Origin of the sequence: Tianxiuia mixotrophica (assembly GCF_050596425.1) — a bacterium.
In the GTDB taxonomy this organism is placed as follows: Bacteria; Bacillota; Clostridia; order Peptostreptococcales; family Acidaminobacteraceae.
Genome location: NZ_CP192292.1, coordinates 2,062,939 through 2,089,277, shown reverse-complemented (window position 1 = coordinate 2,089,277; position 26,339 = coordinate 2,062,939). Strand labels below are relative to the sequence as shown.

Genomic DNA, 26,339 nt, shown 5'->3' with positions numbered 1-26,339 from the left:
CTCATACAGGTTATTCATTTAGACACATTTCAAAGTCTTTATGCCTTTTGTGACATATAGCTAATCGCCGCATCAAGGTCTGAAAAAAAGACTTTCTTGATGTCACTCTCATGGTCCCTATTTGACTTGTCTGACTTGTTCGATCCAATAACAATGATCTCATCCAGCCCCATCTTATTTAAGAAATACTCGATTTCTTCCATTTTTCCTATTAAGCCTTCACTGACTCCATCTGAACCGTGGTTATACTTGGACACATCTAGTAGGTAAGTGAACTGTGGCATGAGCTTATTCTCAATTTCCCGAACAACATCATTTCCATACGCATTGAGTTCTTCTACTGTTAAGTTTCCCTTTAGAATACCAAGAACAGCATTCATTTCTTTAAAAGCCTTTATTTTATACATTGACACCTCCTGGTGACTGCATTACTTTATTATGAGTTCCGGACCCCTTCGTTCTAGTATTTTGAAAAGTTCTGAGTAATCTAAGTCATAACTCTGAATCCAGATTGTTTCCATATCCTTATCCAATATAAGGGGCATACGATCATGAATATCTTTCACTTGCTGGGTTGCAGGCTGGGTTAATATTGTCACTGCCCAAAATGGCTGTCCATCCTTATCAAAAAATCTATCATAAATTCCTGCCATTGAAAAGATTTTTTGATCGGGTCGTTCGAAGGAATGTTTTATTTTTTGCATTTTGTTATTTTCATCCAGCTTCTGTTCCCACTCATAATAGCCCGATGCAGGCACTAGGCACCGTCTTCTGAAAAAAGCTTCTTTAAACATTTTTTTTCATAGACTGTTTCAGATCGAGCATTTATGACAAGCTTATTCATAAAGGAAGGAGCGAATCCCCACTTCATTAAATGAATGGTTTTCTCGACTTTTTTCCCCCTGTGAACAACAGGGATAGCATTTGATGGAAATATTTCTTTGGGTTCGTAATCATCTATGGGATAGTCTCCGACAACATCAAAATAATGTCTAAGGACTTCGTCAAAATCTGCATCCAAATAAAATCTTCCGCACATAGTATCACCTCTTTTACTCCATTTTATTAAATCATACCCACTCCAGAGCTAAAATCTGCACAGGGGCTAAAATTCCCCTAAGCTTTTAGACAAAGCAAAAGACTGCACACAAAATCATGTGACAGCCTTTTCCTTGAATGAACGCATTTTTATTATAGAACCATATCGTTATATATGGATTGTCCCTTTTTAAACTCTGCAATATCAACCACAGCACGATCTCTTCCGCCTATAAGTCTTGCTGGAATACCAACCGCTGTTGAATCTGTCTTTGTGTCTTTTAGAACGACACTATTGGCCCCAATTTTACTGCCTGAAGCGATATAAATGGGTCCAAGAACTTTAGCGCCTGATCCAATGACAACATTTGAACCAATCGTTGGATGACGTTTACCAGTGTCTTTGCCTGTACCGCCTAGGGTCACCCCCTGATAGAGGGTCACATTGTCACCGATCTCAGTCGTTTCACCAATGACCACACCCATACCATGATCAATGAAAAGTTGTTTTCCAATTGTCGCTCCAGGATGTATTTCTATGCCTGTTATAAATCTTGCAAACTGGGATATAAGTCTTGCAGTAAAGTAAAACTTTTTCCTCCAAAGGGCATTGGAAACACGGTATAATCCCACAGCATGAACACTTGGATAGAGGACTAAAACTTCTAAAACGCTTCTAGCCGCAGGGTCATTTTCACGTATATTATTCAGGTAGGCCTTCATTGATTTAAACATGAGATCCTCCATATCTGATCCTATTGATTAATTGCCGTTTCCAAACAGTCCAGTGGACAGGTATTTTTCACCACCATCAGGTGCAATTGTGACTACCTTCTTACCTGGTCCCAAGTCCTTCGCCAGTTCGATAGCAGCAAGGACGTTTCCAACAGCCGATATTCCCAGCAGTAGACCTTCCTTAGCCGCCACTTCTATTCCTGCGTTGAATACATCATCCTGATGAATGGTTCTGACCTCATCCACAAATTCGCCATTATATATTTCAGGTTCAAATCCTGCACCAATGCCTTGAATCTTATGTGGTCCAGGTTGGCCACCTGATAAAACTGCACTCTGTTCAGGTTCTACCGCAACAATTTTTACATCTTTTTTTAGAGCCTTTAACTTTTTGCCTACACCTGTTATGGTTCCGCCTGTGCCAACACCTGCTATAAAGGCGTCGATGTCTGGAATGTCCTTAAATATTTCTTCGGCTGTTGTTTCATAGTGCTTCATTGGGTTGGCTTCGTTATCAAACTGCGAAGGAATAAACACATCGCCATTTTCAAGCATTTCCTCAGCTCTGTTGATGGCTCCTCGCATACCTTGTCCGCCTTCTGTCAGTATAAGTTCAGCCCCATAAGCCTTGATCATTTTTCTTCTCTCAACACTCATTGTCTCAGGCATAACGATGACTGTCTTATAGCCTTTCAACTTACCAATCATTGCGATTGCAATGCCTGTGTTACCACTTGTCGGTTCAACAATTGTCATACCTGGCTTCAAGGCGCCTGCTGCTTCACCAGCTTCTATCATACCCAGTGCAGCTCTGTCTTTCACCGAACCCGCTGGATTGGCCCCTTCAAGCTTGACATAGACATCAGCCATAGTCTCATCTGTCAGCTTGCTTAGTTTCAGTACCGGTGTGTTGCCAATCATTTCTAAAGTATTGTTATAAATCATGTGTATCCTCCTCAATTCACATCGCTTAGCCGTGGAACGTCTCGTTCCATCCATAACTTTTTTGACATCCATTGAGATTTGAACACATTAGGTTTTCCCTTTTCTCAAATAAAAAAGCCTCGTCTCCAAGCACGCACATTTAAATGCGTATGCTAGAGACGAAGCTGTTCACTCCGCGGTTCCACTCTAATTGTATCCACCTCTCAGGCACTTTCATGCCGTATCTCTATAACGGGAGAACCCGTCGCAGCCTACTTATACTTTCGGTACGAAGCTCAGAAGGGCACTTCATCAGCCGGATTTACGGGATTTCCACCATCACCCGTTCTCTTAAAAATCCAGTTCAGAGACTCGCTCTTCACTGATTACTCTCCTTCGTCATTGCATTTCCTAGTGTTTTAATTGGATTTAACTTAATTCAGATTATAACGTGATGTCATTTACCTGTCAATAGGTTTTTCAAAAATAAATCATACGTTTTTTGTGCACTTTCATTTGCCACTGCTTTGCACACCATCACGATTGTTTTGAATTGTTATGATAAAATTTAATTGTTCTAATACAATTTGTCAAGTGTTTTTTTCCTGTCCTTGTAATTCATTATGTCTTTGATCTGCTTGAACTGACTAGAGACGATTTAATCTGTCAATCAAAAAGTCGATGAAGATTTTGGGTTCAATATCCATGGCAACATGGACATTTGCTTCTTTATTCCAGCGACCATCAAAGTCACACACTGTCATACCATCACAGTAATGGCTGTTTGTTTCCACACCTACAAAACGATGGACCTTCTTCACCAAGTCCGGATCAATGGCAAGGGACACAGCAAGTGGGTCGTGCATGCAACACCCATATACGCCATGTTTTTTATGGTATCTTTCCATATAGTCATAGGTGGCCCCATGAACAAAGTCTCTCACAACTTTATTTGAGGTAATTTCTGCAATTCTATCCCTTGTTAATAGAGCTCTGGTTGTCACATCAAGGCCCACCATGGTGACACTTGCACGTGAACTAAAAACCATTTCAGCAGCCTCTGGGTCGATAGCAATGTTAAACTCTGCAACAGGAGACTCATTGCCTCTAATATCCGCAGCACCGCCCATAATAATGACCTCTTTAACCCAGTCTTGGATTTGAGGTTCTCTTTCCAGCGCTCTTGCAAAATTGGTTTCAGGACCTGTCATGACCATTGTGATTTCATTTTTATTCTCTTTTATGGTTTTTATAATGACATCGACAGCGGTCTCATTTGACTTGAGTATGTCTGTTAGCCTTGTCTCCACATCAACATCTGGAAGTTGGCCTGCAAGCCCTGTGCTCCCATGTATTTCAGTTGCATATCGAACATCCCTTTTTAGGGGGGCTTTTTCTCCGGCATAAACTGGTATATCATATTTGTTTATAACCTTCAAAACCCTTAAGGTGTTTCTTGTTGCTGAAACCAAATCTATATTTCCCGATACAGTTGTAATGGCTTGTATGTCAATTTCCTGTGAAGCGCATGCCAGCATGATTCCAATAGCATCATCTATACCGGTGTCAACATCTAGTATTATTTTTTTCACGATAATCACTCCTGATTTGTTTATTCAGGCACTTGTAAAATTACAGATCCACATCCTCGTCATTCCATATATAGATTTCTTGCTTTTAAATCCCTATATAGGGGATGATGAGGATTATTGAATAACATTTTACAAGTCGCTCTATTTACAACCTACAAGATGTATTATATATAAAATGTCTGCAAAAGAAATGACATATGTCATGCAAAAGTCCTAAGGAACCATGTCTGACATATGCCATCTAACTCTTTATACTTTAATTTAAATACCTGCTAGGACACAAGATAATGAACTTTCGTTCATCATACACTTTATCTCATTTCGCGTTTCAATAATTTTCTTATACTTCTCATCGGATATTCTTGCGTCACCATACACACGCCAGTACTGAACTTTCGTAAATTTTAGGGATGGATGACCCATAAATCCAAGAACGTCCTTTAGCGGATACCCTAGAAAGACACCTATTTCATCTGGACACTCGCCTTTACGAAGTTTAGATGCCAAAATTTCCAGATAATCCTCCAGTGTTCCCTTTTCAGGATAGCCTAGAGAGGTCAAAAACCTTCTATTTCGTCTGTCGTGAAGCGTTTCATACAAATGCAAGGGATCATAAAATATAATTTTGATTTGTCCATTATCTTGAGTGATTTTTCTGTATCTCACTTTGATGGTTTTCTCAAAATTGGTGTCTATGGCCTGTAATTTTTCACAGCGCCCACAGTCAAATTTGGGATAGCTGATTATTTCAGCTGGCTTTGCACCTAAAATCACTGGGCCCAGAGTTTCAATAAGCCATTTCATATGTCCCTGACAGCCCTTTAGATTACAAGAAGAATTGTTGAATTTTGTTTTTATATTCATTGTCATATTCATCACCCGCTTGATAACGATTATCATTTTCATCTTAATTATACCACAAGCGTATGATACTATGCAATTTATATTGTATTTACTATTTTGTAATAAGACTGGACTGTACTCATGTAATAGAGCAGATAAACGAACATAAAGGTTGCTGTTGAAAGTCCAATGGCATGCCCCAGATGTTGTTCATAAACACTGGCGACAAAATTGAGGGCAAATATGAGATGAACAGCTGATAAAAGAACTGGTACAAAAAAATTCACCGCTATTTGTTTTGAAAGAATCTCCCTAATACCTCTTTCATTGATGCCCATATTTTTGAGCATAGAAAATGTCTTTTTATCTCTTAGGGCTCCTGTCAACTGCTTAATTGACAAGGTGCTGCCAGATGCAATCAAAAATATTAGACCCACGTACACTCCAATAAATAAGACCGTGGCCTTATCTGCCAAATTCCTTTTATAAACCACGTAGTGACTATAATGAATACGCCACTCATCCCCCAAGATCATCTTCATATCCCCAGTCAGGTCTTTGGCCCGCTTATGATTGTCCACCAAAATATAGGATCGTACTATCTTTTCAGGAGCAGACCCAACATAATTTTTGTAAACAGCATCATCAACAACAAGCGTTGGCATTATTGACATGAACTCATTATCAACACCAAGAGGACTGGTTTGTGTGATATAAACTGTGTCCTGGCCAAGCTCTAATGCTTTGTCCATAATTTCATCCATACCATCAGCCCGCCTTCTAATGTTAGAAACTAAGAGGGCCTGATTGCCATTAATATTGGCTTCATTTCTTAGTTCCTGTGCTTTTGAACTCAGGTCTAATTCGCCTAATATTCTATTGTATTTAGACTTGGGCATAACCAGCATCTTGGTTCTCAAAACATCACTTTCAGCAATGGGTAGGCTTAAATGCTCATGAAAAACAACAGGGTGATCTTCTTTATAGGCTTGCAGAAGTTCATCCACTTCTTGTTTTCCAATATCGTCTTCACCATATTCAATAATATACGAAACAGGCGCCTGTAAATCACTCTTTAGAAGCTGTGAGTCATAGAGTCCCAGGGTAACACTCATAGCCCCTAGTGTACAGGATACAAGCAGGGTCACAATGGCCAGCATTTTAGAATTCGATAAGACATTGTGTGACACTTGCCGCATGATGATCATATTGTATTTCTTGTAATAATATTTCTGCCTCTTCTGTACGAGTCTAAGCAGCATGGGCATACCATAAATATATACGCCAAAGGTGCCCAGGACAACAAGACCAAACGAGGTGTAAAAATCGTATGCGGTGAAATCTTCAACCAGCCTTAGAGCTAAATAATAAGCAACTCCAAGACATGCAATGGATAACCCTCCCATAAGAACTTGTATGGCCGTTGGATTTCCAATATGCTTTTCGTTTTTCGATTCAGCTCTAAAAAGTTCGATTAGCTGGACCCTATAAACAATAAAGGCATTGGACACTAGGGTTATTAATGAGATGCCACCAAAAAACATTACCGTGTTCAGGACAGCATGCATATTAACCGGCATTTCCATGTAAACTTTCTCATCAAGCAACCTGAGTAGCACATAGAAATTCAATTTGGAAACCAAAATGCCTGCAAGTAGACCAACTGTCAGTGAAACCAGACTTGCAATGAGAGTTTCCATAGCCACAATTCTTGCTATTTTTCTGTGGGGCATGCCTACCAGAGCATAGAGACCGATCTCTCTTTTACGTCTTTTGATAAAAAACATATTTGAATAGAGCACAAGAACGGTCACGGCTATAGTCACGACGGTTGTTGCAATAACGATTCCTGACTGTATGTTCTGATAATATTCAGAAAGCACGACAACAGTGTCATTGAGCTCCATACTTTTTAGTACGAAATAGATCATAACCGATAAGGTCATAGAAGTGAAATAGGCTGAGTACAGCTTAGCGTTCCTTATTACGTTGCGGCTGATCAACTTAAAATAGAGGCTCATTTTTCCCTCCCATTATGGTTACGACGTCTTGAATACGATCAAAAAATCTTTCTTCGCCCTTCTCCTTTATCAGTTGATTGAATATTTGTCCATCTTGAATAAAGTAGACCCTGTCACAATGACTGGCCACAAGGGGATCATGAGTCACCATCATGATTGAGGCTGTAAGTTCTGTTTTCATCTTATGTAGGGTTGACAACAAGGCCTGTGAAGACTTGGAATCTAGCGCCCCCGTTGGTTCATCCGCTAAAATTAAGGACGGATTGTGAATCATTGCTCTTACCGCAGCTGCACGCTGTTTTTCACCACCTGAACACTGAAATGGGAACTTATCTAGAAGGGTCTCTATTCCAAGTTGCAAGGCCTTTTCATTAACCAAATCAACAACCTTATTATGGGCATGACCTGCTATAGTCAGGGGCAGAGCTATATTCTCTCCAATGGTCAATGTGTCAAGCAAGTTGTAGTCCTGAAAAATGAACCCAAGGTTTCTAGCACGAAAATCAGCAAGATCACGTCTTTTCATTTTATTCACCTTGACCTGATTCACTTCAATAATACCTTCGGTGGGTTTATCTATTGTGGAAACCACATTCAAGAGTGTGGACTTTCCCGCACCTGATGGCCCCATTATTCCCACCATCTCCCCTCTATATATTTCCAAGTTCACATTATTCAAAGCATTTGTTGTTTTTGATGCAAAACCATAGCTTTTGCTCACGCCTGAAACATTTAAAATTCTTTTCATCTTGCGCCTCCTTCATCTTTACGATTACATATCTATGGTAGTACATCTAAGTTTTCAATAGTCTTTCATTTCTTTTCTTAATCTTTCAATTTTGAAAGATGTGAAATGTCCTTGACTGGATTCTACAGAAAGATTAAGACCCAACTGTCCTGCAATCTGATCTGACAGATAAAGACCCAGACCACTTGATTTTTTACTTGACCTTCTGCGATCTCCCGCATAAGCCTTGTCAAAAATTCTTTGGGCTTCATGCTCTTGAATACCAATGCCATCATCTTTAATAATCAAATCGCACCAGGCATCATGGCTTTCAAGGGATATTTCAATACTGGTGATGCCGTACTCAGGACTTGAATATGCATTTCTTAAAATTTGACCAACTATATAGGCCAGCCATTTGGGATCTGTCACTATGTTCTCGTCGAGGCCGTGCGTTTTAATACCTATATTAGAACTTATTAAATCGTCTGCATTTTCCTCAAGCACATGATGTATAAAACGTTTGACGTTGACAGGGACGAGCTTATAGTCGTTTTTTACCTCTTCCTTACGGCTGTAATAAAGCGCGGTTGTCAACTGGTTATCAAGACGTTTAACTTCCCGACTCAATCTATCAATATCTTCACTTTTAAAATCTTCTAGCAAAAGTTGCATGGCGGTTAAGGGGGTCTTCATTTCATGAACAATTAGGTCTATAAAAACTTCATGGTCAACTTTCTTTTGCTTTAACGCCGCATATTTTTCTCTATGATTTTCACTCAGACGATCAATGGCGTCACAAAACAATTCTTGTTCCCCAGTCCAAGGTGTCGCCACCCCCTCTTGTCTGTTTATAATGTCATCCAAACGCTTGTAAAAACTGTAATTCATCCAGTATTCATGCAAAAAATACACGAGGGTGGCAAACACAAGAACTTGTGCAAAGAGGAGGCTTTCTCTTATACCAAACTGCATATATGCAGCCGCTAAAATAACAAGCAAGAGGACTATAAGTCGAATTCTATCGTATAAGAATGTTCCTATTCTCATAAGACGCCATACCCCTTTCCGACTTTCGTTTTAATAAAGTCATCAACACCGACCTGGTTTAACTTAGACCGAAGACGACTCATGCTTACCGATAAGGCGTTTTCATTTATATATGCTTCATCTTTCCAAAGGGCTTTGACCAGCTGTGATCTATTCAGTATTTTCCCTTCATTTCGCATCAGAGCCTGCAGAATAAGGAATTCGTTTCGCGTTAATTCTAGGTCATGCCCTTTAAAGGACACTTTTTGCTGGTCTATATGGAGGGTGACACCTTTTGCCTCAAGAGTTGTTGGCATACTTTCATCGACCAAACCAGCCCCATATGAACGCCTTAATACAGATTCCATTTTCGCCAGTAAGACATCCATATTAAAGGGTTTTGAAATAAAGTCATCTCCACCAATACGCATAGCATTAATCAAGTCAATGTCCGATGACCTTGCTGTTAAAAATATTATGGGAACATTCGAACGCCTTCTGATTTCACAACACCATAAGTAGCCATCCCTATAATCAAGCTCCACATCCATCAAAATCAGACTCGGTCTATACTTTTCAGTGGCTTGCACCACATCGGCCCTCTCAGTTTTATCTAGAGCCCTCGCTTCATATCCTTCTTTTTCAAGACAATCTCTTAGAGTCTTCGCAATAGCAATGTCATCTTCAACAATAAGAACTTTTTGCATTTTGTCCTCCATTCCATATATGTAAACAAAGTGATTTTATTTATCATGAGCGCCTGATTTTCATTGAAAATTAACATTCACAATTAGAATATTTTATAAATCTTATGAAAGACATTTAGAACTATTAGAATTCTATTAATTTTTCGCCTTATCAAAGAGAGCATAAGCATAAAAAAAACTGAGGTTTCGTTCACCTCAGTTTAATCTGGTCATAAAAACACTTGTATTTATCACTTTTCTTTATTCTTATTGGAATTTCCCCTGCCCTCATTGCTTTTGTCTTTTTCCTTGTTATCGTCTTGGTCTTCATCCAAGCCCTTGTTTTTGCCTGAATTATCATGTCCCATATTTCCTTTGTTTTTGTCATTCTGACCTTGATCATTTTCATCTTCTTCAATTTGATTCTGATCATTTTCCTTATCTTTATGCTCATTCGCGTCATGGTTCTGATCATCTAGGTCTTTGTCTTCATCAAGGATACCTGTATCATCTTCCGCATCGTATTGATCATTCTGCTTATCAAACTTGTCGTTTTTTTCATTTCCCTTGTTAGACTTATCCTTCTTGTCATCAGGTTCATTGACTTCAGACTCCTGGTTGTTATTCTTACCATTGTTTTTATTGTCGTCCTCTATCTCATCATCATTCTCAGAATCAGACTTGTTTTTTCCATTCTCTTTTTCTTCTTTATTATCAATTTTATTGTTATCCTTATTGTTTTCTTTCTCTTGATCTCTTACCTTGTTCTTAAAGTTTTCATCCTTATCAGGTCCCTGACCATTTCCTTTGCCATTTTCTCCATTTGAATTTGAATTTGAATCTGAATCCAAACCTTGATTTTTTTCATTTTTCTTATTTTGACCGAAATTGTCTTTTCCATTTGAGTCTTTTCCATTTGAATCTTTGGCTTTCTTAGACTCTTCCTCTTGAATTGTCTTGATCAGTTGTCCTAAATTTGTTTTCTCGTCTATAAGAACAGCTTCATCTTCACTCGCTTCAAGAAGTGCTTTGGCTTTCTCCACTAATATTTTTTTACCGGGAGATAGACCTTGGTCACTGGCTCTCGTGTAGTTTTCCACGTCACTTTCCAGTGTTTCAACAAGCAAATCATCTCTATCAACTTTATCTATCACTGCAATTTCATCCTCAACATCTTGTGTTTGTCCATCCAGCGATGTTGTCGTTATTAAAACGAAATTGTCTTCATTCTCCTTAATAAAACCCTGGCTTTTGGAAATATCAATGACCTGTCCAATGGCTTCGGATAATTTAGAATTCTTAATCCCTTTTGAAGCTGCAGCAACAAGAGCCCCATCGGCATTAAGGGACCGCATGGATATAACCCTTTCAAATCGGTTATAAGTCAATTCAATGCTCGGATTAATATCCACATTGACATAACCACTTGGTTTATAATAGGCATAAGACCCCACACCAGTAAGCGATACAACAAGTAAGATCATCGCTGCAATACTGGCAATTTGTCTTTGTCCACCCTTGATATAAGCTCTTATATCGATGATAGATGCCTGTTCCTTTGGCTTTTCTATTTCTTGCCCAATCTGAAGCGCTTCATTGTCAAGTAACCACTCTTCAAATCCGCCATTATCCGTCATAACAAGAACAGTCTTTTCTCTTATTTCCATAATAAGCCCAGTCATCTACCTCACCTCCCACTAATGAATGATTGCAAGCTCTCAAAATCCCCCGCCCAAAGTTCTGCCACAGCAATTATGTATTTTCGACCACGATCCAACTTCTTTCTATCTATCTTGAAGCGCTCTAGAATGAACTTGGCCGGAAGCCGTCTGGTCTGACGCATGTGTGTCATTATTTCCTCATCTTCTGCCAATGTTTTTCCAATACTCTGGTACAACTTCAACAAGGATTTCTTTTTTGGTGAGACACTCAATAAATCATCCATAGTCATATCCCACTCTTTTAAAGTCTCTCTATATATGACGATATCATCTTTGCGCTGGTTTTGAACTTTCCTATTTTCAAAGACTTCCAAGGCCTTGTCGTTATAAACCCTTTGAACTGTAGAAACATCATCATCAACATATCTTGCCAGTTCAATGTTTTTTGTTTGATTGTGTTCGCGGCGCACTTCGTCGATAAGTTTATTTCGAATGACTATTTTTGCATAGGAAAGAAAGCTTCCCTTAGCTAAGTCATAATGAACAACAGCTTCATGAAACCCCATCATACCTATTGTCAGATTTTCGTCATCTGACTGGATGTATTTTTTTAATGTCTTTGAAATGGTGGCTCTAACAAATGGCTCATAGTCTTGTATGAGCGCCTCCATTTCTGATGGATCGAGCTTTGCAGCTGCGATGCGTTCCTCAAGAGTCATGAAAAAACCTCCGGGACTTATTCGTCGATTTGGCTAAGTTCAATTAACCTTTCTTTTACAAGAACGTTGAGCACACGTAATGGAATACCCGTGTCTAATGAAACATCCGCCAGTGAGGCCTTAGGATTTTCGATAAGATAGTCTTGTATAGTCCGAACATCATCACGATTTTTTTTATCACACTCTTTGCAAAAATCACCCTCTTGGGTTCTTTTGAAGTTCCCGCATCGTAAACATGTTAAATTCACTCATCTCACGCCTTTCAACCGGTTTACTATATAGTACGATTACACTTGCAAAAAAAATGGGGTAAAAATAAGATATTCTTTAAAAATTTACTTTTCATTCAATAATGGGGTATACTCAATTAATATACCCACTTATAAGACTAATACTTATCTTGGATTGTTCACAAAGATATAAGGGGATTTCGTATATTCAATAAACCCAATTATATCTAACGCATCCCTGAATGTTCTAAGATTATACGGGAGGTAATTATGACCATTGTAACAATTGATCACGTTCCTGGCAATGAAGTCACTCAAGCAATTGGTATGGTTCAAGGCTCCACCATCCAGTCAAAACATATTGGAAAGGACATTATGGCTGGCTTCAAACAACTGGTCGGTGGCGAACTCAAGCAGTACTCTGAAATGCTTCAAGATGCCCGTCGCATTGCCCTAGAAAGAATGGTGGAAAATGCCGAAGAACTAGGTGCCGATGCTGTGATAGGCTTTAGATTTGCAACGTCATCCGTCATGGATGGTGCTGCTGAAATTCTAGCATACGGAACGGCTGTAAAACTAAAATAGCGCACTTTAAATCTGTATAACAAAAAAAACCCGTCACTTTATAAGCGACGGGGTTTTTTAAATCATATATTGATCATTTGCTCATACTTATTACATGTAGATGCCGATACCAGGTCCAATTGGCAGACCAAGAACGAACCAAATACCAAGTAGGATAGTCCATCCAACTAGGAACATGATTGAGAATGGCATCATTGTTGCAATTAGTGTACCGATACCTGCTTCTTCGTCATAAGCTTGTGCAAAAGCAACGATTACAGCGAAGTAAGACATTAGTGGTGAAATGATGTTTGTTGTAGAATCACCAATACGGTATGCAACTTGCGTAAATTCAGGTGTGAAGCCCATTTGCATTAGCATTGGTACGAATACCGGAGCCATGATTGCCCACTTAGCTGATGCAGAACCGATAAATAGGTTGATAAATGCTGAAATAACGATGAATGCAAGAATTAGAGGGAATCCAGTAAAGCTGATAGATTCAAGGAATTCTGCACCCTTTGCAGCAAGGATAATACCAAGGTTTGTGTAGCTGAAGTACTTAATGAACTGTGCAGCCACGAATGCTAGAACAAGGTAACCACCCATTGTGCTCATTGCTTTAGACATTGCTGATACAACATCCTTATCCGACTTGATCGTACCTGCACCTAGACCGTAAGCAACGCCAGGAATCAGGAAGAACAACATGATAATAGCAACAATTGAGCTGATAAATGGTGAGTGACCAAGAATTTCACCTGTTGCTTGATCTCTAAGAACAGCATTTTCAGGTAGAATAAGAAGAAGCATAACGCCTAGGAATGCAAGTGTAGAAAGACCTGCAATGAGAAGACCACGCTTTTCTTCTTTTGATTGCTCATCAAGAGTAACTTCTTTAGCGCCTTTGTATTCGCCTAGACGAGGCTCAACGATCTTTTCAACCACAAACCAGCCAATACCAGAGATAAGGAATGTAGAAGCGATCATAAAGAAGTAGTTGGCTGTCGCTGGTACAGCGTAAGATGGATCGATAATCTTAGCAGCTTCAGTTGAGATACCGCCAAGTAGTGGGTCAACAGTACCAATTAGAAGGTTTGCAGAGAAACCACCAGATACACCGGCAAATGCTGCCGCTAGACCTGCTAATGGATGACGACCAAAGTTTAGGAAAATGATTGCGCCTAGTGGAACAAGCACAACATAACCTGCATCTGAAGCGATGTTTGACATAATACCTAGGAATACAACCACAACTGTAATAAGCTGCTTTGGTGTGCTCATTACAACCTTACGTAGAAGTGCTCCGATGAAGCCAGTGCCTTCTGCGACACCAACACCTAGCATTGCAACCAGTACAGTACCTAGTGGTGCAAATCCAGTGAAGTTCTTAACCGCTGATGTAAACATATAACGTAAACCATCAGCATTCATTAAAGAAATAGCTTCAATGTTTTGAACACTTGTCTCAAGTGTTTTTCTGTCGATCATAGTGAACTCAACAGACACGCCTGCACGTGCGCATAAATCAGAAATAATAATAATTGCAGCACAGAAAATCATAAATAGTGTTACCGGATGCGGTAACGCATTACCCACGCGCTCAATGCCGTCAAGAAACTTATTGAACAAGCCATTTTTCTTTTGGCTCGTTGCCGTTTTACCTGCTACTGACATGTGATACCCCTTTCGTTTTCACACAACATAATTTTATGTAGAACTTACGTAGTTCTTTTTTTAACTGTTTGCGCAACAGCATCGATATTATAGCAACAGGAAAACGTTAATCGCAATACTATCCAGTGAAGTGGAATTTTTCAGACAATTGAACCCCCTATGTACAAGAAATATTGTACAGATTACAAAAATTAAACAATAATGATAGAACTGTTGCATTTTCATGTAATCATAGACAAGCAAATATTCAGAAATTTGACTGTATATTGTATACATAGATATGTTAAGTATTCGTAACCGCAAGATATTTCATTTCTGTAACTCCATAATGTGAATTGAATACGTCTATTCCGTAATAATTCAGGTAATATTTCTTGTTGCAAAGACTACAAACACCTCGATTTCTATTAAGACGCCAGATTCAATTCCATACAAAAAAACCCCCGCTTTTCAAGTTCTTCGGGAGTTTTTGTATTTGAATTTATATATATTCAATCTCTAAATTCGTCATTTATATGTGATAGATCATTTGGGATCAGCTTGTCTTTGAAGATTCAAGGGTGAAACCCGCTGAGTTCAAATACAGTTTGACGCGCCGATCATTTAGAAAGCCTGCTGTTTTACCCATACCGCCTTTTTTATTAAAAATATCTAAATCCAGGTCCAGCATAAGCATAAGCTCTTTTTCATCATGGCAAGCCAAAATATTTTCTCCCTTTGGATTCCAAACGCCAATACCGCCTCCAAAGTCCTTTTTCCCATCATGCCCAACCAAGTTACAAGCAAGCACGTATACACCATTGTCATAGGCCCTTGCTGGCATATATTTTTCCCATATAGCAAGTCGTCTGACGCCGCCAATAGGGGTTGCATGAGGTGCAAATATTACCTTGGCCCCTTGGACTGCCATAGATGTCACGAGTTCTGGGTAATGTAGGTCATAACAGAGCCCAATCCCATACTTCGATTTCTTTTGTGCCCCCGTGGCTTGAAAAACAGGAATTTTACTGCCTTGATTGAAGGTTTTCTTTTCACGGGCCCCTAAATGAGTCTTTCTATAAACCTCAATGTCTTCTCCAGGTTTTATGGATAAATGGGATATGTAGACCCCACTATCTGTTCTTTCAGCCATACCGGCAAGAACAGTAACATTATATGTCTCAACTAGTTTTTGCAAGCGCTTTACAGAAGGGCCATCTATAGACTCAGCAACCGCCATAGGCTCTCCTTTTGAGTATCCTGTTACAGACAACTCCGGAAAGCAAACTATGGAAGCGTTTTCCTCTGAAGCCTTTTTAATAAATGATTCCATTTTTAAAAGATTTGCTTCTTTGTCGTTACGAACAGCCGTCATTTGAACCATGCCAACTCTCATATAGCACCTCCTAGCCTAATATTAACACAATATTTTGTCACTTTATATGGCTTTAGCTATATTGTAACCGCTTTAGTACTATTTTCGTGATTTTTGCATTCAGTCAAATGGGAAACATTCGGCAAAGTCTGGTCTGCTTTTACAAAATCCAGCCCCTATTTTAGGAATCTACCGACATTATCTAAACTTACAAAACAGAACTGATACGCCCAATAAGATCATAGTCAGATTAGGAGATTTGAATTAGTGATATTTTGTCTGTAAAATAACGATTTCCTATTGACATATAAGAGCATTTTGATTACTATATAATAGTCGTTTGCAGAAAAATCGACAATATTCGCGAGAGTGGTGGAACGGCAGACACGCTGTCTTGAGGGGGCAGTGACCGACAGGTCGTGCGGGTTCAAATCCCGCCTTTCGCACCAATAAAGAACCGTGGTTCTTGATACGCTCAAGGGCTGCGGTCTTCTATTTTTTGACCCTTCTTTTTCTATCCACTTCTAGTATGCCATCATGGATATGAATCATTCGGTCACCTTCCTATAAAACATGTAACTAAGCAATTCTCATCAAGCCTAAGCCGTTGATTTCATAGACCAATCACCTGAAAATGTATCTAAAAAGCGATTGATGTGGTCTGTTCCGCTCAGCATAATAATCTTGTCGTAATCAGCATACTTATGTAACAAATCAAGGTGTTCATATTTCTTTTCGCGGTGATAGTAAAGAATGTACTTAATGAACTCTATGTCAATTTTCTCGGGACAGCCTTCAGCCATGTCAGGCCTGGATTTTCCCCTATTTAAGAGGTAGCGCTTAATGACTCGATACATACACTGGGCTAAGGGCATATCAAGATAAATCGCTAAATCTGCCTTTTGGGCTCTTTTCTCTATATTGGCGCAATAATTGCCTTCTATAATCCATGCATCTTTTTCCATTAATACGTCATGAATTTGGATTTGTTCCTGTTTTTCTGACATAATCCATCCAGGTTTCCAAAAAACCGAATCCAGGTGAATGGCTTCAATCCCTGTTTTTTCAGACAAGGCTCTTGCTAGGGTTGACTTTCCAGAACCTGCAGACCCCATAATCATTATACGTCTAATCGACATGTCTTAACCCCCTTATACATTAGCAATTTCATACATCGACTATCTTTTCAACTCAATAAAAAACACCCTGAACCAATTTGGATCAGAGCGTTATAATACCACAACATTAAATAATTTCAAACGTTTTTTTATTCTTCTTCATATTCTTTTAATTTAAGTGCAATACGCAGGTCATCTCCAAAGAATTCCCAAATGTCTGCCTTGCCCAGTATCCTCGATGACAGACGTTCAGAATACCTGTCTTGAATGTTGTCAGGGGTTAGGTTTGTCGATATAAGGGTGGCCTTTCTCGGTTGAATCAGTCGATCATTGATAATACCGAAAAGCTCTGACACAGAGAAATCCGTTGTCATTTCTGTACCCAAATCATCAATAATGAGCAGGTCAGCCTGGTGCATCATGGCCACCATTTGCTTGGCTTCATAACTCTTGTCAAAGGATGCCTCTTTTATTTTATTGAGAACGCCAATAGCTGTAAAGTAGACAACGAGGAAGCCTCTTCGGATCAAGTCTTCTGCTATACAGTGGGTTAAGAAGGTCTTTCCTGTCCCCGTTGGACCAACAAGAAGCAGGTTCCCCCTGTTGTGATCAAAGCCCCCAACGTATTCATGGGCCTTTTTAAAGCGATCCTTCATATATTCCCTCGGCGAAACACCATGATTTTCATCAGGGACACTTGAGAATATCGTCAAATCAAATGTATCAAAGTTTTCTGCACTCAGAGTGCCCGACATATTGGATTTTTCGACCAACTGTTCTGTCATTCGCTTTTGATAACACTTGCACCATTTCTTGTGAATACCCACCGTGCCTTCATCTTTACATATTTCACAATCATATATTTCATCGAGATAATTCGTGGGATAATTGTGCTCTGTCAAAAGAAAGAGTCTCTCTTGCATAAGATTTTTGGCTTTTTTTTCCATAGCTTGCGTGTCCGCTTCTGTGACTTCGTGTCCAGCCAGCATTTTGCGTGTGAGCTCTTTTCCTGATTTTGCGATTTCCTTTTTAATTTCCATGATACGTGGAATACGGGCATAAACCTCTTCTTGACGCATACGTCTTATGGCTTTGTTCTTTGCTTTGACTTTATCGTATTCACGTTTAATGGCTGCGTGGTCTATGATCAAGATTCTTCGCCCTTTCTATCTGCTTTACGTGCTGATTTCACAAGTTTGCCAAGACTGGATTTATCCCTCTGAGCAAATTTACCGAAGTTGCCCTTTTTCACTGGCCCAGCACCGCTTTCTTTCTTTCCATACCCCGGCTTACTTGCTAGGTGTCTGTTGTACTCTTCAATAGATTTTATTCCAAGATTATGAGCCTCTTTTAAAACAGTTTCTGCGCCTGCCAAGGTGAGCCGCGTTTTACGCTTTTTCTGTTCTATCAATATATGGCGTATCATCTCTTTACCATACCCATAATCTTCATGCCATTTTTTCAGTTCTGAACGCATGAGTTCTACTGGCACCCAGATGCCAGTTGCCTTCATAAGACCGTAGTAATACTCCCCTGCCGACAAGTATGTTTTAAATTCTTCAATGGTTTTAATATTTTTTCCATGGAGTTCTTTAAAATAGTCATCTAGGGTAATTGGAACCAATTTTGTCCGTGTGCTCCGTAAATATTCTGCAACGGTCTTTATAAATATTTCATCGTAGTCGTATTTCTTTTTCCATTTATCAATGAGCTTTGTTAGGGCGTTAGCTGAACCCGAAGCCCCAATAATCCGCTCTAAATCATAAGCAAATCGATATTTTGCTGACCGCATTTCAATATGGTTTTCTGCTTCTTCTATTGTTTGTATACCTGCTCCCTTCCAACCTTCAAGGACACGGTATACATAGTTAAAGCTCCCTCTTCTATTGAGTTTACCCAGTTGCTGGGCGTAGTCAAATCCAAACTTGACCACTTCATAACCAAGGCCAATGTCCTCAACAAACTCATAAAGACCGATCAGTTCTTTGAGCTGGAGTTCTCGTTGAACGCGACCTTCTACATATTGGCGTAGACGTCTGTTCTCTTCATTTCTTTCAAAAACAGTGAGACGCTCTGGTGAAACAGCACGCTTGACTGTGGCCTTTTGAATTTTGGCCTTGTCCACAGTCACATAATTATTGTCCAGATATTTTTGTCTGATTGGTACAAAGGTGATATCAAACTCGTTAGGGTCTTCGCCTGACTCTGATAGTTGAACCAGTCCAAGTTTTTCCCAGAACTGCCATGCCCGCACGACGTCATCAAGAGAGACGTTCATATGGGTGGCTAACTTTCTATTGGAAAGATCTTGAACCCCATTCATATTCCTCAGGTAATGGAGGCCAAGCAAGTAAGTTTTTATCGCTGTGCCGTCAGCCATCATCATGAAATCTGTTATGAAGAGGTTCTCAACCTCAGTTGTACCAAAATCAAATGTCTTTGAGCTCACAAATAATCCCATGATAATATCCTTTCTAATCTTTAGCTACGTACTCTCCATTATATCATTAACTGGATCATCTACATATCAAAAAAACGAGTTGCATATATGATTTCAGCCTTTTCTCCTGATTTTTTGTAAAGGCCTGTAATCTTCACGGTATATATATGGTTGTCCACTATTTCAGCTTTGTCCGGTCTGAAAATAATAACGAATGGTATGCCATACCCCTTGGTGTCTATATTAAAATATTTGCTTGTGCCCTCTGTCATGAGCATAAGTTCATCTTGCTTGAAGGTCGTGGTTTGACCACTTGTTATGTTTTCAAGCCTTACTTCTATTTCATCCACTTTAGTGTTGTCATACACATCGGGGTTTGGTGAAACCGACCAGGCCACATGGCTGTCAAAGAACATGGTCGGAAAAGCATGAGGACTTGGCCATGCCACATACTCCGGATTTATGTCTGACTTAGCAGGTCTTCCATTTTCATCAAAAACCTTAATGGCAGAATGGGTTGTTTGGCCGTCTGTCACATAGCCGACCCCAACCTTTGCTAGGTCAGGATGAAGAAACCAGCGTCTATGGCCAAGAAGCTTCACATTAAAATCATCTGAATCGTCCATATAGCCTAAGATTGTATTTTTCAGCTCTGATGCCCCAGCTCTGTTAAATCCGTAATATAAATTGCTCGTACGCGCCCCTAGTGCCCCCATGTCATACATTTCATTCGACATGCCAGTGGGCTTGTCTGGATAATGGGCCATTTGCTTATTCAAAAAATTTACCAGCGATGCATGTTGTGCAAGTTCATTCCATGTGGCATCGTCTTCTATATTGCTGGACAATCCCACCGTTAGCCGGACAAGATTCAACATATCAAGGGCTGACTGGACCAGATCAGTACTCAGAGTGCCAGCCTTGTATGGTGCATCAAAAATGGGTTGGTCAGAATAATAGGAAGCTGATGATACAGGGATTATAGCGTCATAGGCTGCAATAATTTCACTTTCTTTTAAAAGACTTGTGGTTTCATTGTAGAGGTCACTCAAATTTTCACCAGTATTCTCAGAACCTGAGTTAGGTGTCTGACTTTGTGATGCCTCTACCTCCACTTCAGGAAGGGGGGCTGTGAACTGGCCCTTGTCTTTTAATGTTTCGTAAAGGCTTTGTCCACCATTTTTTGTTTGGGCCTTCAATGCCTCATAGGACAAATACGCCACATGTCCCCTTGTAAAGGTTGTATCCATGAGCATATTTTTGTCTTCTTCTGTAATAACCTTTAAGCGGACTGCATCTTCAAGGGCTGTAGACCACTGAAAGTCACCAATTTCCGTTTCATACCCAAGAGCTCTTAGAAGATAGGTCATATATGAATTGGCCTGTATTTCAAGGCTTGAGCCAAATGTTCGCTTGGCAATACCACTTGTGTATCCCATAGCATGGGCATATTCTGCATAGGCTGACCCCCATCCTGGAACGTCATCAAATGCAGTTGTAAATGTTTGAATGCTTGTGAGCTCGTCTTGCTCCCCAAGCAGTTTTATAAATAATATAAGCCCTTCCAAACGAGTTGGTGGACGGTCAAGTTCATAGCCTTTGTCAGTGCCTTCAAGCACACCTAATTTATTGAGTGCTTGGGCATAGGGTAAATAACTGGTTTCAGCAAATGACTGATTCCCTGGAAAATAAAAAGCTCCTAATAGGAGTGTGAAAATGAGTGCTTTTGCAATAACCACTTGATGTTCATTTTTTTTCATACTCTCGCTCTCCTTTGTCATTTGAACAACTTATATTACACCTTCATATAAGTCTCTATAAGGTCATACGTTTTGTCTCTCCCACTTCACCCTAATTCCAATTATACCCTCAAAAAAGGTTCATTCACGCAATTTTATATGTTCTTCTAACCTTATATGATTTCATCGAGCAAACTCCAAAGGATAACCGGGACAGCTTTAGGAATATTTATAAAAATGATCTTGAGCCTTACATGCAGAGGGCTACAAAGTCCAGCATCTTCAATAAAACACATTCAAATGAATGTGTTTTATTGAAGATGCTTATGATATTTAAAAGACAAATAAAAAAAGCCCATTTATACAATGGGCAATTTCTTTGGTGCGAAAGGCGGGATTTGAACCCGCACGACCTGTCGGTCACTGCCCCCTCAAGACAGCGTGTCTGCCGTTCCACCACTCTCGCAAATATTATTTTGGTAACAAGAATATTCTAAGATAAAAAACTATAAATGTCAATATACGTAAAAATAGTCGGAATATTGAGTCTGATTCACTCACACCACAAGCTATTATGGTCCTCTACAAAGCACGAAGAATCTATCGTTCATTCATAAAAAAAGGATTGCTGAAGCCCTATAAGTTTCTGCAATCCCTTTTTAGTTTTAACAAATTATAATTCAATTTTCTTTAGCTTGGGATTATCCACCAAACCTGGAATTCGTCCTCTTTTAGCGACAGGTTCACCACTCACAACCTTAATGTCCATTGTCATATCAATTGGTGAAGCGGCCGAAATAAAACTACCAACACCAAAAGAATCTGCCCCTGCTTCTGATAAGAGTTCAATTCTTTCAGGCGTTAGCCCGCCTGTTGCAAAAATCTTCACATGGTCATGACCAGCGATGTCCAGTTTCGCTCGCATTTCACGAATAAGGCCTGCTGTCACGCCGCCTCTTTCACTTGGTGTGTCAACACGTATACCATATAAATCTTTTCCAAGTTCATCCGCGATGCGTAGGGCTTCTTCCACCTCATCCTTAAATGTGTCAACAAGCACCACTCGACCATGATCTTTTGGCATAACTTCATTGTATTTTTTTGCTACTTTTAGAGTGTCACCTGCAATAAGCATTGCACTATGTGGTAGGGTACCACTTGGTTCAATACCTGCAAGTCTTGCTGCTAGAATACAGCTTGCACCTGAAGCACCACCAATAACTGCAGCGCGCTCCATAACAGGCGCCACTGCTGGATGCACATGTCTAGCACCGAAACAGAGGAAGGATTTGTCTCCACATGCCTCTTTTACTTTTCTTGAGGCTGTTGCCCAACCCGAAGGACTTGCAAGCATTCCAAGAATAGTCGTTTCATATACAGCAAATTCTCTATATGGCCCAGTGATTCTGATAACGGTGTCTTTAGGTTCAAAAAACTCCCCTTCATCAATTGACCACATTTCAATGTTCTTGCCCTTTAAAAGTTCTTTGACTTCTTCGATACCGCAAAAAATACCTGACTTGCGCGGGAATATTTCTGCAGTAACAATGGCTTCATCCAAATTTAGTTCTTTTAGTATATCGAGAGTTCGTAGAAAATATATATCTGATGTTCTGCCTGTTAAAATTTCGTCATGCGATGCAGAATGAAACTTTCGATCTTTGTCGATTTGAACGTCAGGGACATCCTGAAGTCCTTTCAACTCCTTCATTTGATCAATCCTTCCTTGCATTATGAGTAAAACCACAATAATTATATAGGAAAAGGTGATCATATTCAATGAAAATACCCGGATATGAGATAAGTTAATGCATTAACGGGATTATGTTAATTTGTTATTTATTTATCAATATACCCGTATGCTTATATTCCCCTTTTTCAGTGTGTTTTCATACACATTATGTTATTTAATCCCTTATTTTATACAATTATTTATCTCGGTCACTTACAAAATTATCAACTCACACAATCACCATATTGGTCTATTCCATAACTTTGGAAAAGTTCTAGAAAGACTTGGCATTACAGAGTCAGCAACCATACACCCAGCCCGAGGAACAAAAAAGCCCATATATAGAAGAATATCTCCGTTCCCCTGTCCCCTAAGTGTTTCTTAAAAAATTCAATTTTTTTCATACTCCAAATGGCTCTAGGTTTCATTACGGCAATAACCACCACTAGAGCTGCATACACAATCGCCAGTATACCCCAAACTTTCATACCATACCCTCCAGTCATAATGTAATCACTCTAGACCTTTTCTAATTCTTGGAGCCAGCACTAAGAATACAAGCCCGCTTATTATAAGAACAATAGAGCTATACCCTATTATTTCAAACCACGACCCCTTGCTGGATAAAACCAAATCGTTCCCTTTGTATGTCCAGTAAAAGGGAATCCAGTAAAAGAGCACTTGCCACTTGTCCGCTAAAAGTTCTTCTCCAGCTATACTTCCAAAGAGCGGGAGAAACAACATTTTCATATTACCCGCTGCATTCATAACATCATCGTTGTTTATGCCTTCAATGAATCCGATCAATATGCTGATAATACAGGATGTTGAAACCATAAGTATGGCATGCATATAGTTAATGTCTCTAAATCCTGTTATGACAAGTATGAGCACAGACCCTACAATGGGTATAACAATTCCAATCAAACTCTTACCCGCAATAAAACCCATACGCGAAACCGGTGATAAATGAATTGCACTAATGGTGTTCTCCGTTTTTTCTTCAACAATATTAAGGGCTATGATCATGCCTCCCAAAATAGATGTGAATATCATAGCTGTATTGACCATGACCTTTTTTAGCGGTGGGATTGTTCTTCCGTAGTCTATGAGTTCAACCGCGGACGCATCAATACCAATGTTATAATGCTCAAAGGTTGTAAGGCTTTTAACATAATCAATAATATAATCTGGTTCATTGCCCTGACTTAATAAGTAATAGTCCCCAGCTTGATTGGGAACCACAGCCACTATATTGTCTCTTTTTCTAATTCTATTCTCAATGTCTTCTAGTGTCTGCATCAACTCAACCTTGGCAAACTTCTGGAAATACTCAGTTTGCTCAGTGTTTTCTCCATCGAGTAGTAGAACTTCAACGGCTGTGTCATTGATCCCTGGCGAAAAAACATTGATAATGACCGAAAAAATTACGGGCACAACAATAATGTATAGGGTTATAAAGTTTCGAACGCTGGTTTTCAAGTCTCTTTGAAAAATGATAAGTATTTTCCGTATCATATGAAACACTCCTTAAAGGGACAGTGTCTTCTTGAATCTATAGTTGGCAAGTATAAATAGGTCAAGGCCTATGACAAGAAAACCTAAAGAAGCCACAAAAACATAGGTCATATTACCATGAACTGATATTATCTCTTTAAAACTCTGAAGCATAACATAACTCGGAATTATTTTGACCCAGTCAGGATCCCAACTTGGTGTGAAGTATGATATATTGGGCATTATCATAAGCAAAATCACAATATACATGGCACCAAAGGCTTCCACAATATCTTTATAATAACTCGTTAGAAGCAACCCCAGCGCGCCTGCAAAAAAACCAGATGAGAGCACAAATACAATTAGTCCCAAATAGCGAACCCGCCCTCCCATAGTCGGCACGGTTATTATCAAAGTGGTTATAATACTTGTAAAAATAATAACCCCAATCTTACTCAATAAATAGTGCCAAACAGAACTGGCTGTAATCGCGTAGGCTTTAATTATGCCCTCACTCTTATCTAAAAAAATATATGCAGCCACTATAAACAAGCTCATAAGGCTCCCATTAAATGTAAGGAACACAGGGATCATATTCTCTTTATCCGTTAATACTTGGGCTTCTTTTTTCAATTGACGGACTTCAATACTGTCTGAATATGCCTCAATGGCGTCATATCCTGTGAGTCGATTATGGTAGACCATGAGCAGATTTCTATACTTCTGCGTTTCATAGCCTTGTAAATAATAAGTGTGCACAATTTGATTCTTATCATTAACATGTACATACACACCTGGTTGACTTTCTCTTTCAGAATAGAGTTTCAAGGCTTCATAACTATCTAGAATATATATTTTTGCGGCTTCTGTTTCATAGAGAACAGCGGTGAAAATTTGACCACCAGACTTAATTTCCACCTTTTCAGCCTGGTTGTTCAGGTCGTCCTCCCTTAAATTTTTATGGTATCTTTGCTCTACAACTTGAGGCAATTCCAAATATAAATATTGTTTGCCTTTCGTATCAAAATCTTCTGGTATAACAAAAAGAAGAATCAAGAGTAAAACAAGAGCCATACCAATTTCAATATAGAAGTACCAGCTTTTTGAGGATAGACTTAACTCTTTGACAAAACTGTACCATAATTTCATTTAAACCAGTCCTCTCCCTGTGACCTTAATAAATATTTCTTCTAGGGTGGCTTCTCTGGTATGCATTGTTTGAATGTCATATTGCTTTAAGAGCTCAATCATTTTGACCTTGTCTGCCTTCTCCACTGTCGAAAAATTTGCCTTTAAAAGCGTCTCATTTTTGAAATACTCTATATCAACCCGTTTTTCACCGTACTGAAGTTTTAAGGCTTTGGGAGAATCTATGATTCTAATTTTTCCATCCACAATAAATGCAACTCGATCACACAGTTCATCAGCAATATACATATTGTGCGTGGTTAGAAAAATGGTAACGCCTCTTTCATTTTCCTGCCTTATTATATCTTTAATCTGTGCTGCAATAGCTGGGTCAAGACCTGTGGTGGGTTCATCAAGGAACCACATTTCTGGATTGTTCAGCATTGATCTTGCAAAGGTCAATCTATGTTTCATGCCTTTTGAGTATTTTCCAGCCTTTATATTTTCCTTACCAGCAAGTCCAACCAGATTTATTAAGTCCATAGGCTTGCGGGTTTTTACATCAAATAACTTTCTATAAAACTCGAGATTTTCAAGTCCTGACATTTTACTGTATACGTTTGACTGTTCAAAAGACATTCCAATTTTATTAAACATCTTGTTTCGGATATGTTTCACATCAAAGCCAGCCACTTCAACTGACCCTTTTTGAAGTGGCAACAGCCCAACAAGAATATTTTGCGTTGTGGATTTCCCAGCACCTGATGGGCCAAGAAATCCAAATATCTCACCTTTTTTTATTTCAAAGCTAACATCGTCAACAGCGTATTTGTCATCATTGCTATAGGAATGGTACAGGTTTTCGACTTTTATCATTTCAAGGCT

The 26,339-nt window shown here is 39.3% G+C and carries 24 protein-coding genes, 2 tRNA genes, 1 pseudogene and 1 other annotated feature; of the genes and pseudogenes, 2 read left to right on the top strand and 25 right to left on the bottom strand.

Translation table 11 applies throughout. From position 1 onward, the window contains the following. Window positions 1-38: 38 nt before the first annotated feature. From ACQ4KW_RS09055 to ACQ4KW_RS08995, 13 genes and pseudogenes are all read right to left on the bottom strand, one after another. On the bottom strand, window positions 39-407 hold the full coding sequence (locus ACQ4KW_RS09055) for a hypothetical protein (RefSeq protein ID WP_430886205.1): 369 nt from the start codon (window positions 405-407) through the stop codon (window positions 39-41). Between the two features lie 21 nt (window positions 408-428). Beyond that, window positions 429-1,039, bottom strand: a pseudogene (locus ACQ4KW_RS09050) (SOS response-associated peptidase). Window positions 1,040-1,191: 152 nt separating this feature from the next. Beyond that, window positions 1,192-1,773, bottom strand: coding sequence for a serine O-acetyltransferase EpsC (epsC, locus tag ACQ4KW_RS09045; RefSeq protein WP_430886204.1), 582 nt, complete (start codon window positions 1,771-1,773; stop codon window positions 1,192-1,194). Window positions 1,774-1,800: 27 nt separating this feature from the next. Then, window positions 1,801-2,718: a cysteine synthase A gene (gene cysK / locus ACQ4KW_RS09040; protein WP_430886203.1), complete on the bottom strand. Its 918-nt coding sequence runs from the start codon at window positions 2,716-2,718 to the stop codon at window positions 1,801-1,803. A gap of 151 nt (window positions 2,719-2,869) precedes the next feature. Continuing rightward, window positions 2,870-3,109: a binding site (T-box leader), on the bottom strand. Window positions 3,110-3,344: 235 nt separating this feature from the next. After that, window positions 3,345-4,289 carry a nucleoside hydrolase gene (locus ACQ4KW_RS09035; RefSeq protein ID WP_430886202.1) on the bottom strand — a complete coding sequence of 315 codons (945 nt, stop codon included), beginning with the start codon at window positions 4,287-4,289 and terminating at the stop codon, window positions 3,345-3,347. A gap of 261 nt (window positions 4,290-4,550) precedes the next feature. Further along, window positions 4,551-5,153 (bottom strand): DUF3793 family protein, encoded by a 603-nt coding sequence (locus ACQ4KW_RS09030; RefSeq protein ID WP_430886201.1) that lies wholly within the window; start codon window positions 5,151-5,153, stop codon window positions 4,551-4,553. A gap of 77 nt (window positions 5,154-5,230) precedes the next feature. Next, window positions 5,231-7,153 carry an FtsX-like permease family protein gene (locus ACQ4KW_RS09025; RefSeq protein ID WP_430886200.1) on the bottom strand — a complete coding sequence of 641 codons (1,923 nt, stop codon included), beginning with the start codon at window positions 7,151-7,153 and terminating at the stop codon, window positions 5,231-5,233. After that, window positions 7,137-7,901 carry an ABC transporter ATP-binding protein gene (locus ACQ4KW_RS09020; protein ID WP_430886199.1) on the bottom strand — a complete coding sequence of 255 codons (765 nt, stop codon included), beginning with the start codon at window positions 7,899-7,901 and terminating at the stop codon, window positions 7,137-7,139. Before ACQ4KW_RS09020 ends, ACQ4KW_RS09025 begins: the two co-directional genes overlap by 17 nt. A gap of 54 nt (window positions 7,902-7,955) precedes the next feature. Then, entirely contained in the window at window positions 7,956-8,930 is a 975-nt protein-coding gene (locus ACQ4KW_RS09015) for a sensor histidine kinase (RefSeq protein WP_430886198.1), read from the bottom strand. After that, window positions 8,927-9,616, bottom strand: coding sequence for a response regulator transcription factor (locus tag ACQ4KW_RS09010; protein WP_430886197.1), 690 nt, complete (start codon window positions 9,614-9,616; stop codon window positions 8,927-8,929). The genes ACQ4KW_RS09015 and ACQ4KW_RS09010 overlap by 4 nt, the downstream gene beginning before the upstream one ends. Window positions 9,617-9,846: 230 nt before the next feature. After that, window positions 9,847-11,277 carry an anti-sigma-I factor RsgI family protein gene (locus ACQ4KW_RS09005; protein ID WP_430886196.1) on the bottom strand — a complete coding sequence of 477 codons (1,431 nt, stop codon included), beginning with the start codon at window positions 11,275-11,277 and terminating at the stop codon, window positions 9,847-9,849. 5 nt (window positions 11,278-11,282) lie between these two features. Then, on the bottom strand, window positions 11,283-11,975 hold the full coding sequence (locus tag ACQ4KW_RS09000; protein WP_430886195.1) for a sigma factor: 693 nt from the start codon (window positions 11,973-11,975) through the stop codon (window positions 11,283-11,285). Window positions 11,976-11,992: 17 nt separating this feature from the next. Further along, window positions 11,993-12,223, bottom strand: coding sequence for a hypothetical protein (locus tag ACQ4KW_RS08995; protein WP_430886194.1), 231 nt, complete (start codon window positions 12,221-12,223; stop codon window positions 11,993-11,995). Between the two features lie 252 nt (window positions 12,224-12,475). On the opposite strand from ACQ4KW_RS08995, the gene ACQ4KW_RS08990 reads away from it, so the two are divergent. Further along, complete coding sequence (locus ACQ4KW_RS08990; RefSeq protein ID WP_430886193.1) at window positions 12,476-12,790, top strand: YbjQ family protein; 315 nt, start codon at window positions 12,476-12,478, stop codon at window positions 12,788-12,790. Between the two features lie 90 nt (window positions 12,791-12,880). On the opposite strand, the gene ACQ4KW_RS08985 is transcribed toward ACQ4KW_RS08990, so the two are convergent. Together ACQ4KW_RS08985 and ACQ4KW_RS08980 are read right to left on the bottom strand one after the other, a co-directional pair. Beyond that, entirely contained in the window at window positions 12,881-14,446 is a 1,566-nt protein-coding gene (locus tag ACQ4KW_RS08985) for an AbgT family transporter (RefSeq protein WP_430886192.1), read from the bottom strand. A gap of 535 nt (window positions 14,447-14,981) precedes the next feature. After that, window positions 14,982-15,821 carry a nitrilase-related carbon-nitrogen hydrolase gene (locus ACQ4KW_RS08980; protein ID WP_430886191.1) on the bottom strand — a complete coding sequence of 280 codons (840 nt, stop codon included), beginning with the start codon at window positions 15,819-15,821 and terminating at the stop codon, window positions 14,982-14,984. Between the two features lie 342 nt (window positions 15,822-16,163). On the opposite strand from ACQ4KW_RS08980, the gene ACQ4KW_RS08975 reads away from it, so the two are divergent. Then, window positions 16,164-16,249: transfer RNA gene (locus tag ACQ4KW_RS08975), tRNA-Leu, on the top strand. A gap of 150 nt (window positions 16,250-16,399) precedes the next feature. On the opposite strand, the gene ACQ4KW_RS08970 is transcribed toward ACQ4KW_RS08975, so the two are convergent. The 10 genes from ACQ4KW_RS08970 to ACQ4KW_RS08925 form a co-directional block, all read right to left on the bottom strand. After that, entirely contained in the window at window positions 16,400-16,939 is a 540-nt protein-coding gene (locus ACQ4KW_RS08970) for an AAA family ATPase (RefSeq protein ID WP_430886190.1), read from the bottom strand. Between the two features lie 128 nt (window positions 16,940-17,067). Further along, complete coding sequence (locus tag ACQ4KW_RS08965) at window positions 17,068-18,069, bottom strand: ATP-binding protein (protein ID WP_430886189.1); 1,002 nt, start codon at window positions 18,067-18,069, stop codon at window positions 17,068-17,070. Further along, on the bottom strand, window positions 18,066-19,379 hold the full coding sequence (locus ACQ4KW_RS08960; RefSeq protein WP_430886188.1) for a DnaD domain protein: 1,314 nt from the start codon (window positions 19,377-19,379) through the stop codon (window positions 18,066-18,068). Before ACQ4KW_RS08960 ends, ACQ4KW_RS08965 begins: the two co-directional genes overlap by 4 nt. A gap of 59 nt (window positions 19,380-19,438) precedes the next feature. After that, complete coding sequence (locus ACQ4KW_RS08955; RefSeq protein WP_430886187.1) at window positions 19,439-21,118, bottom strand: CAP domain-containing protein; 1,680 nt, start codon at window positions 21,116-21,118, stop codon at window positions 19,439-19,441. A gap of 359 nt (window positions 21,119-21,477) precedes the next feature. After that, window positions 21,478-21,563, bottom strand: a tRNA-Leu gene (locus ACQ4KW_RS08950). 207 nt (window positions 21,564-21,770) lie between these two features. Further along, window positions 21,771-22,808, bottom strand: coding sequence for a nicotinate phosphoribosyltransferase (locus ACQ4KW_RS08945; protein ID WP_430886186.1), 1,038 nt, complete (start codon window positions 22,806-22,808; stop codon window positions 21,771-21,773). A 311-nt stretch (window positions 22,809-23,119) separates the two neighbouring features. Then, on the bottom strand, window positions 23,120-23,317 hold the full coding sequence (locus ACQ4KW_RS08940; RefSeq protein ID WP_430886185.1) for a hypothetical protein: 198 nt from the start codon (window positions 23,315-23,317) through the stop codon (window positions 23,120-23,122). Between the two features lie 25 nt (window positions 23,318-23,342). Continuing rightward, entirely contained in the window at window positions 23,343-24,347 is a 1,005-nt protein-coding gene (locus ACQ4KW_RS08935) for an ABC transporter permease (protein WP_430886184.1), read from the bottom strand. A 12-nt stretch (window positions 24,348-24,359) separates the two neighbouring features. After that, complete coding sequence (locus tag ACQ4KW_RS08930; protein ID WP_430886183.1) at window positions 24,360-25,475, bottom strand: ABC transporter permease; 1,116 nt, start codon at window positions 25,473-25,475, stop codon at window positions 24,360-24,362. After that, window positions 25,476-26,330: an ATP-binding cassette domain-containing protein gene (locus ACQ4KW_RS08925; protein WP_430886182.1), complete on the bottom strand. Its 855-nt coding sequence runs from the start codon at window positions 26,328-26,330 to the stop codon at window positions 25,476-25,478. Window positions 26,331-26,339: the final 9 nt, after the last annotated feature.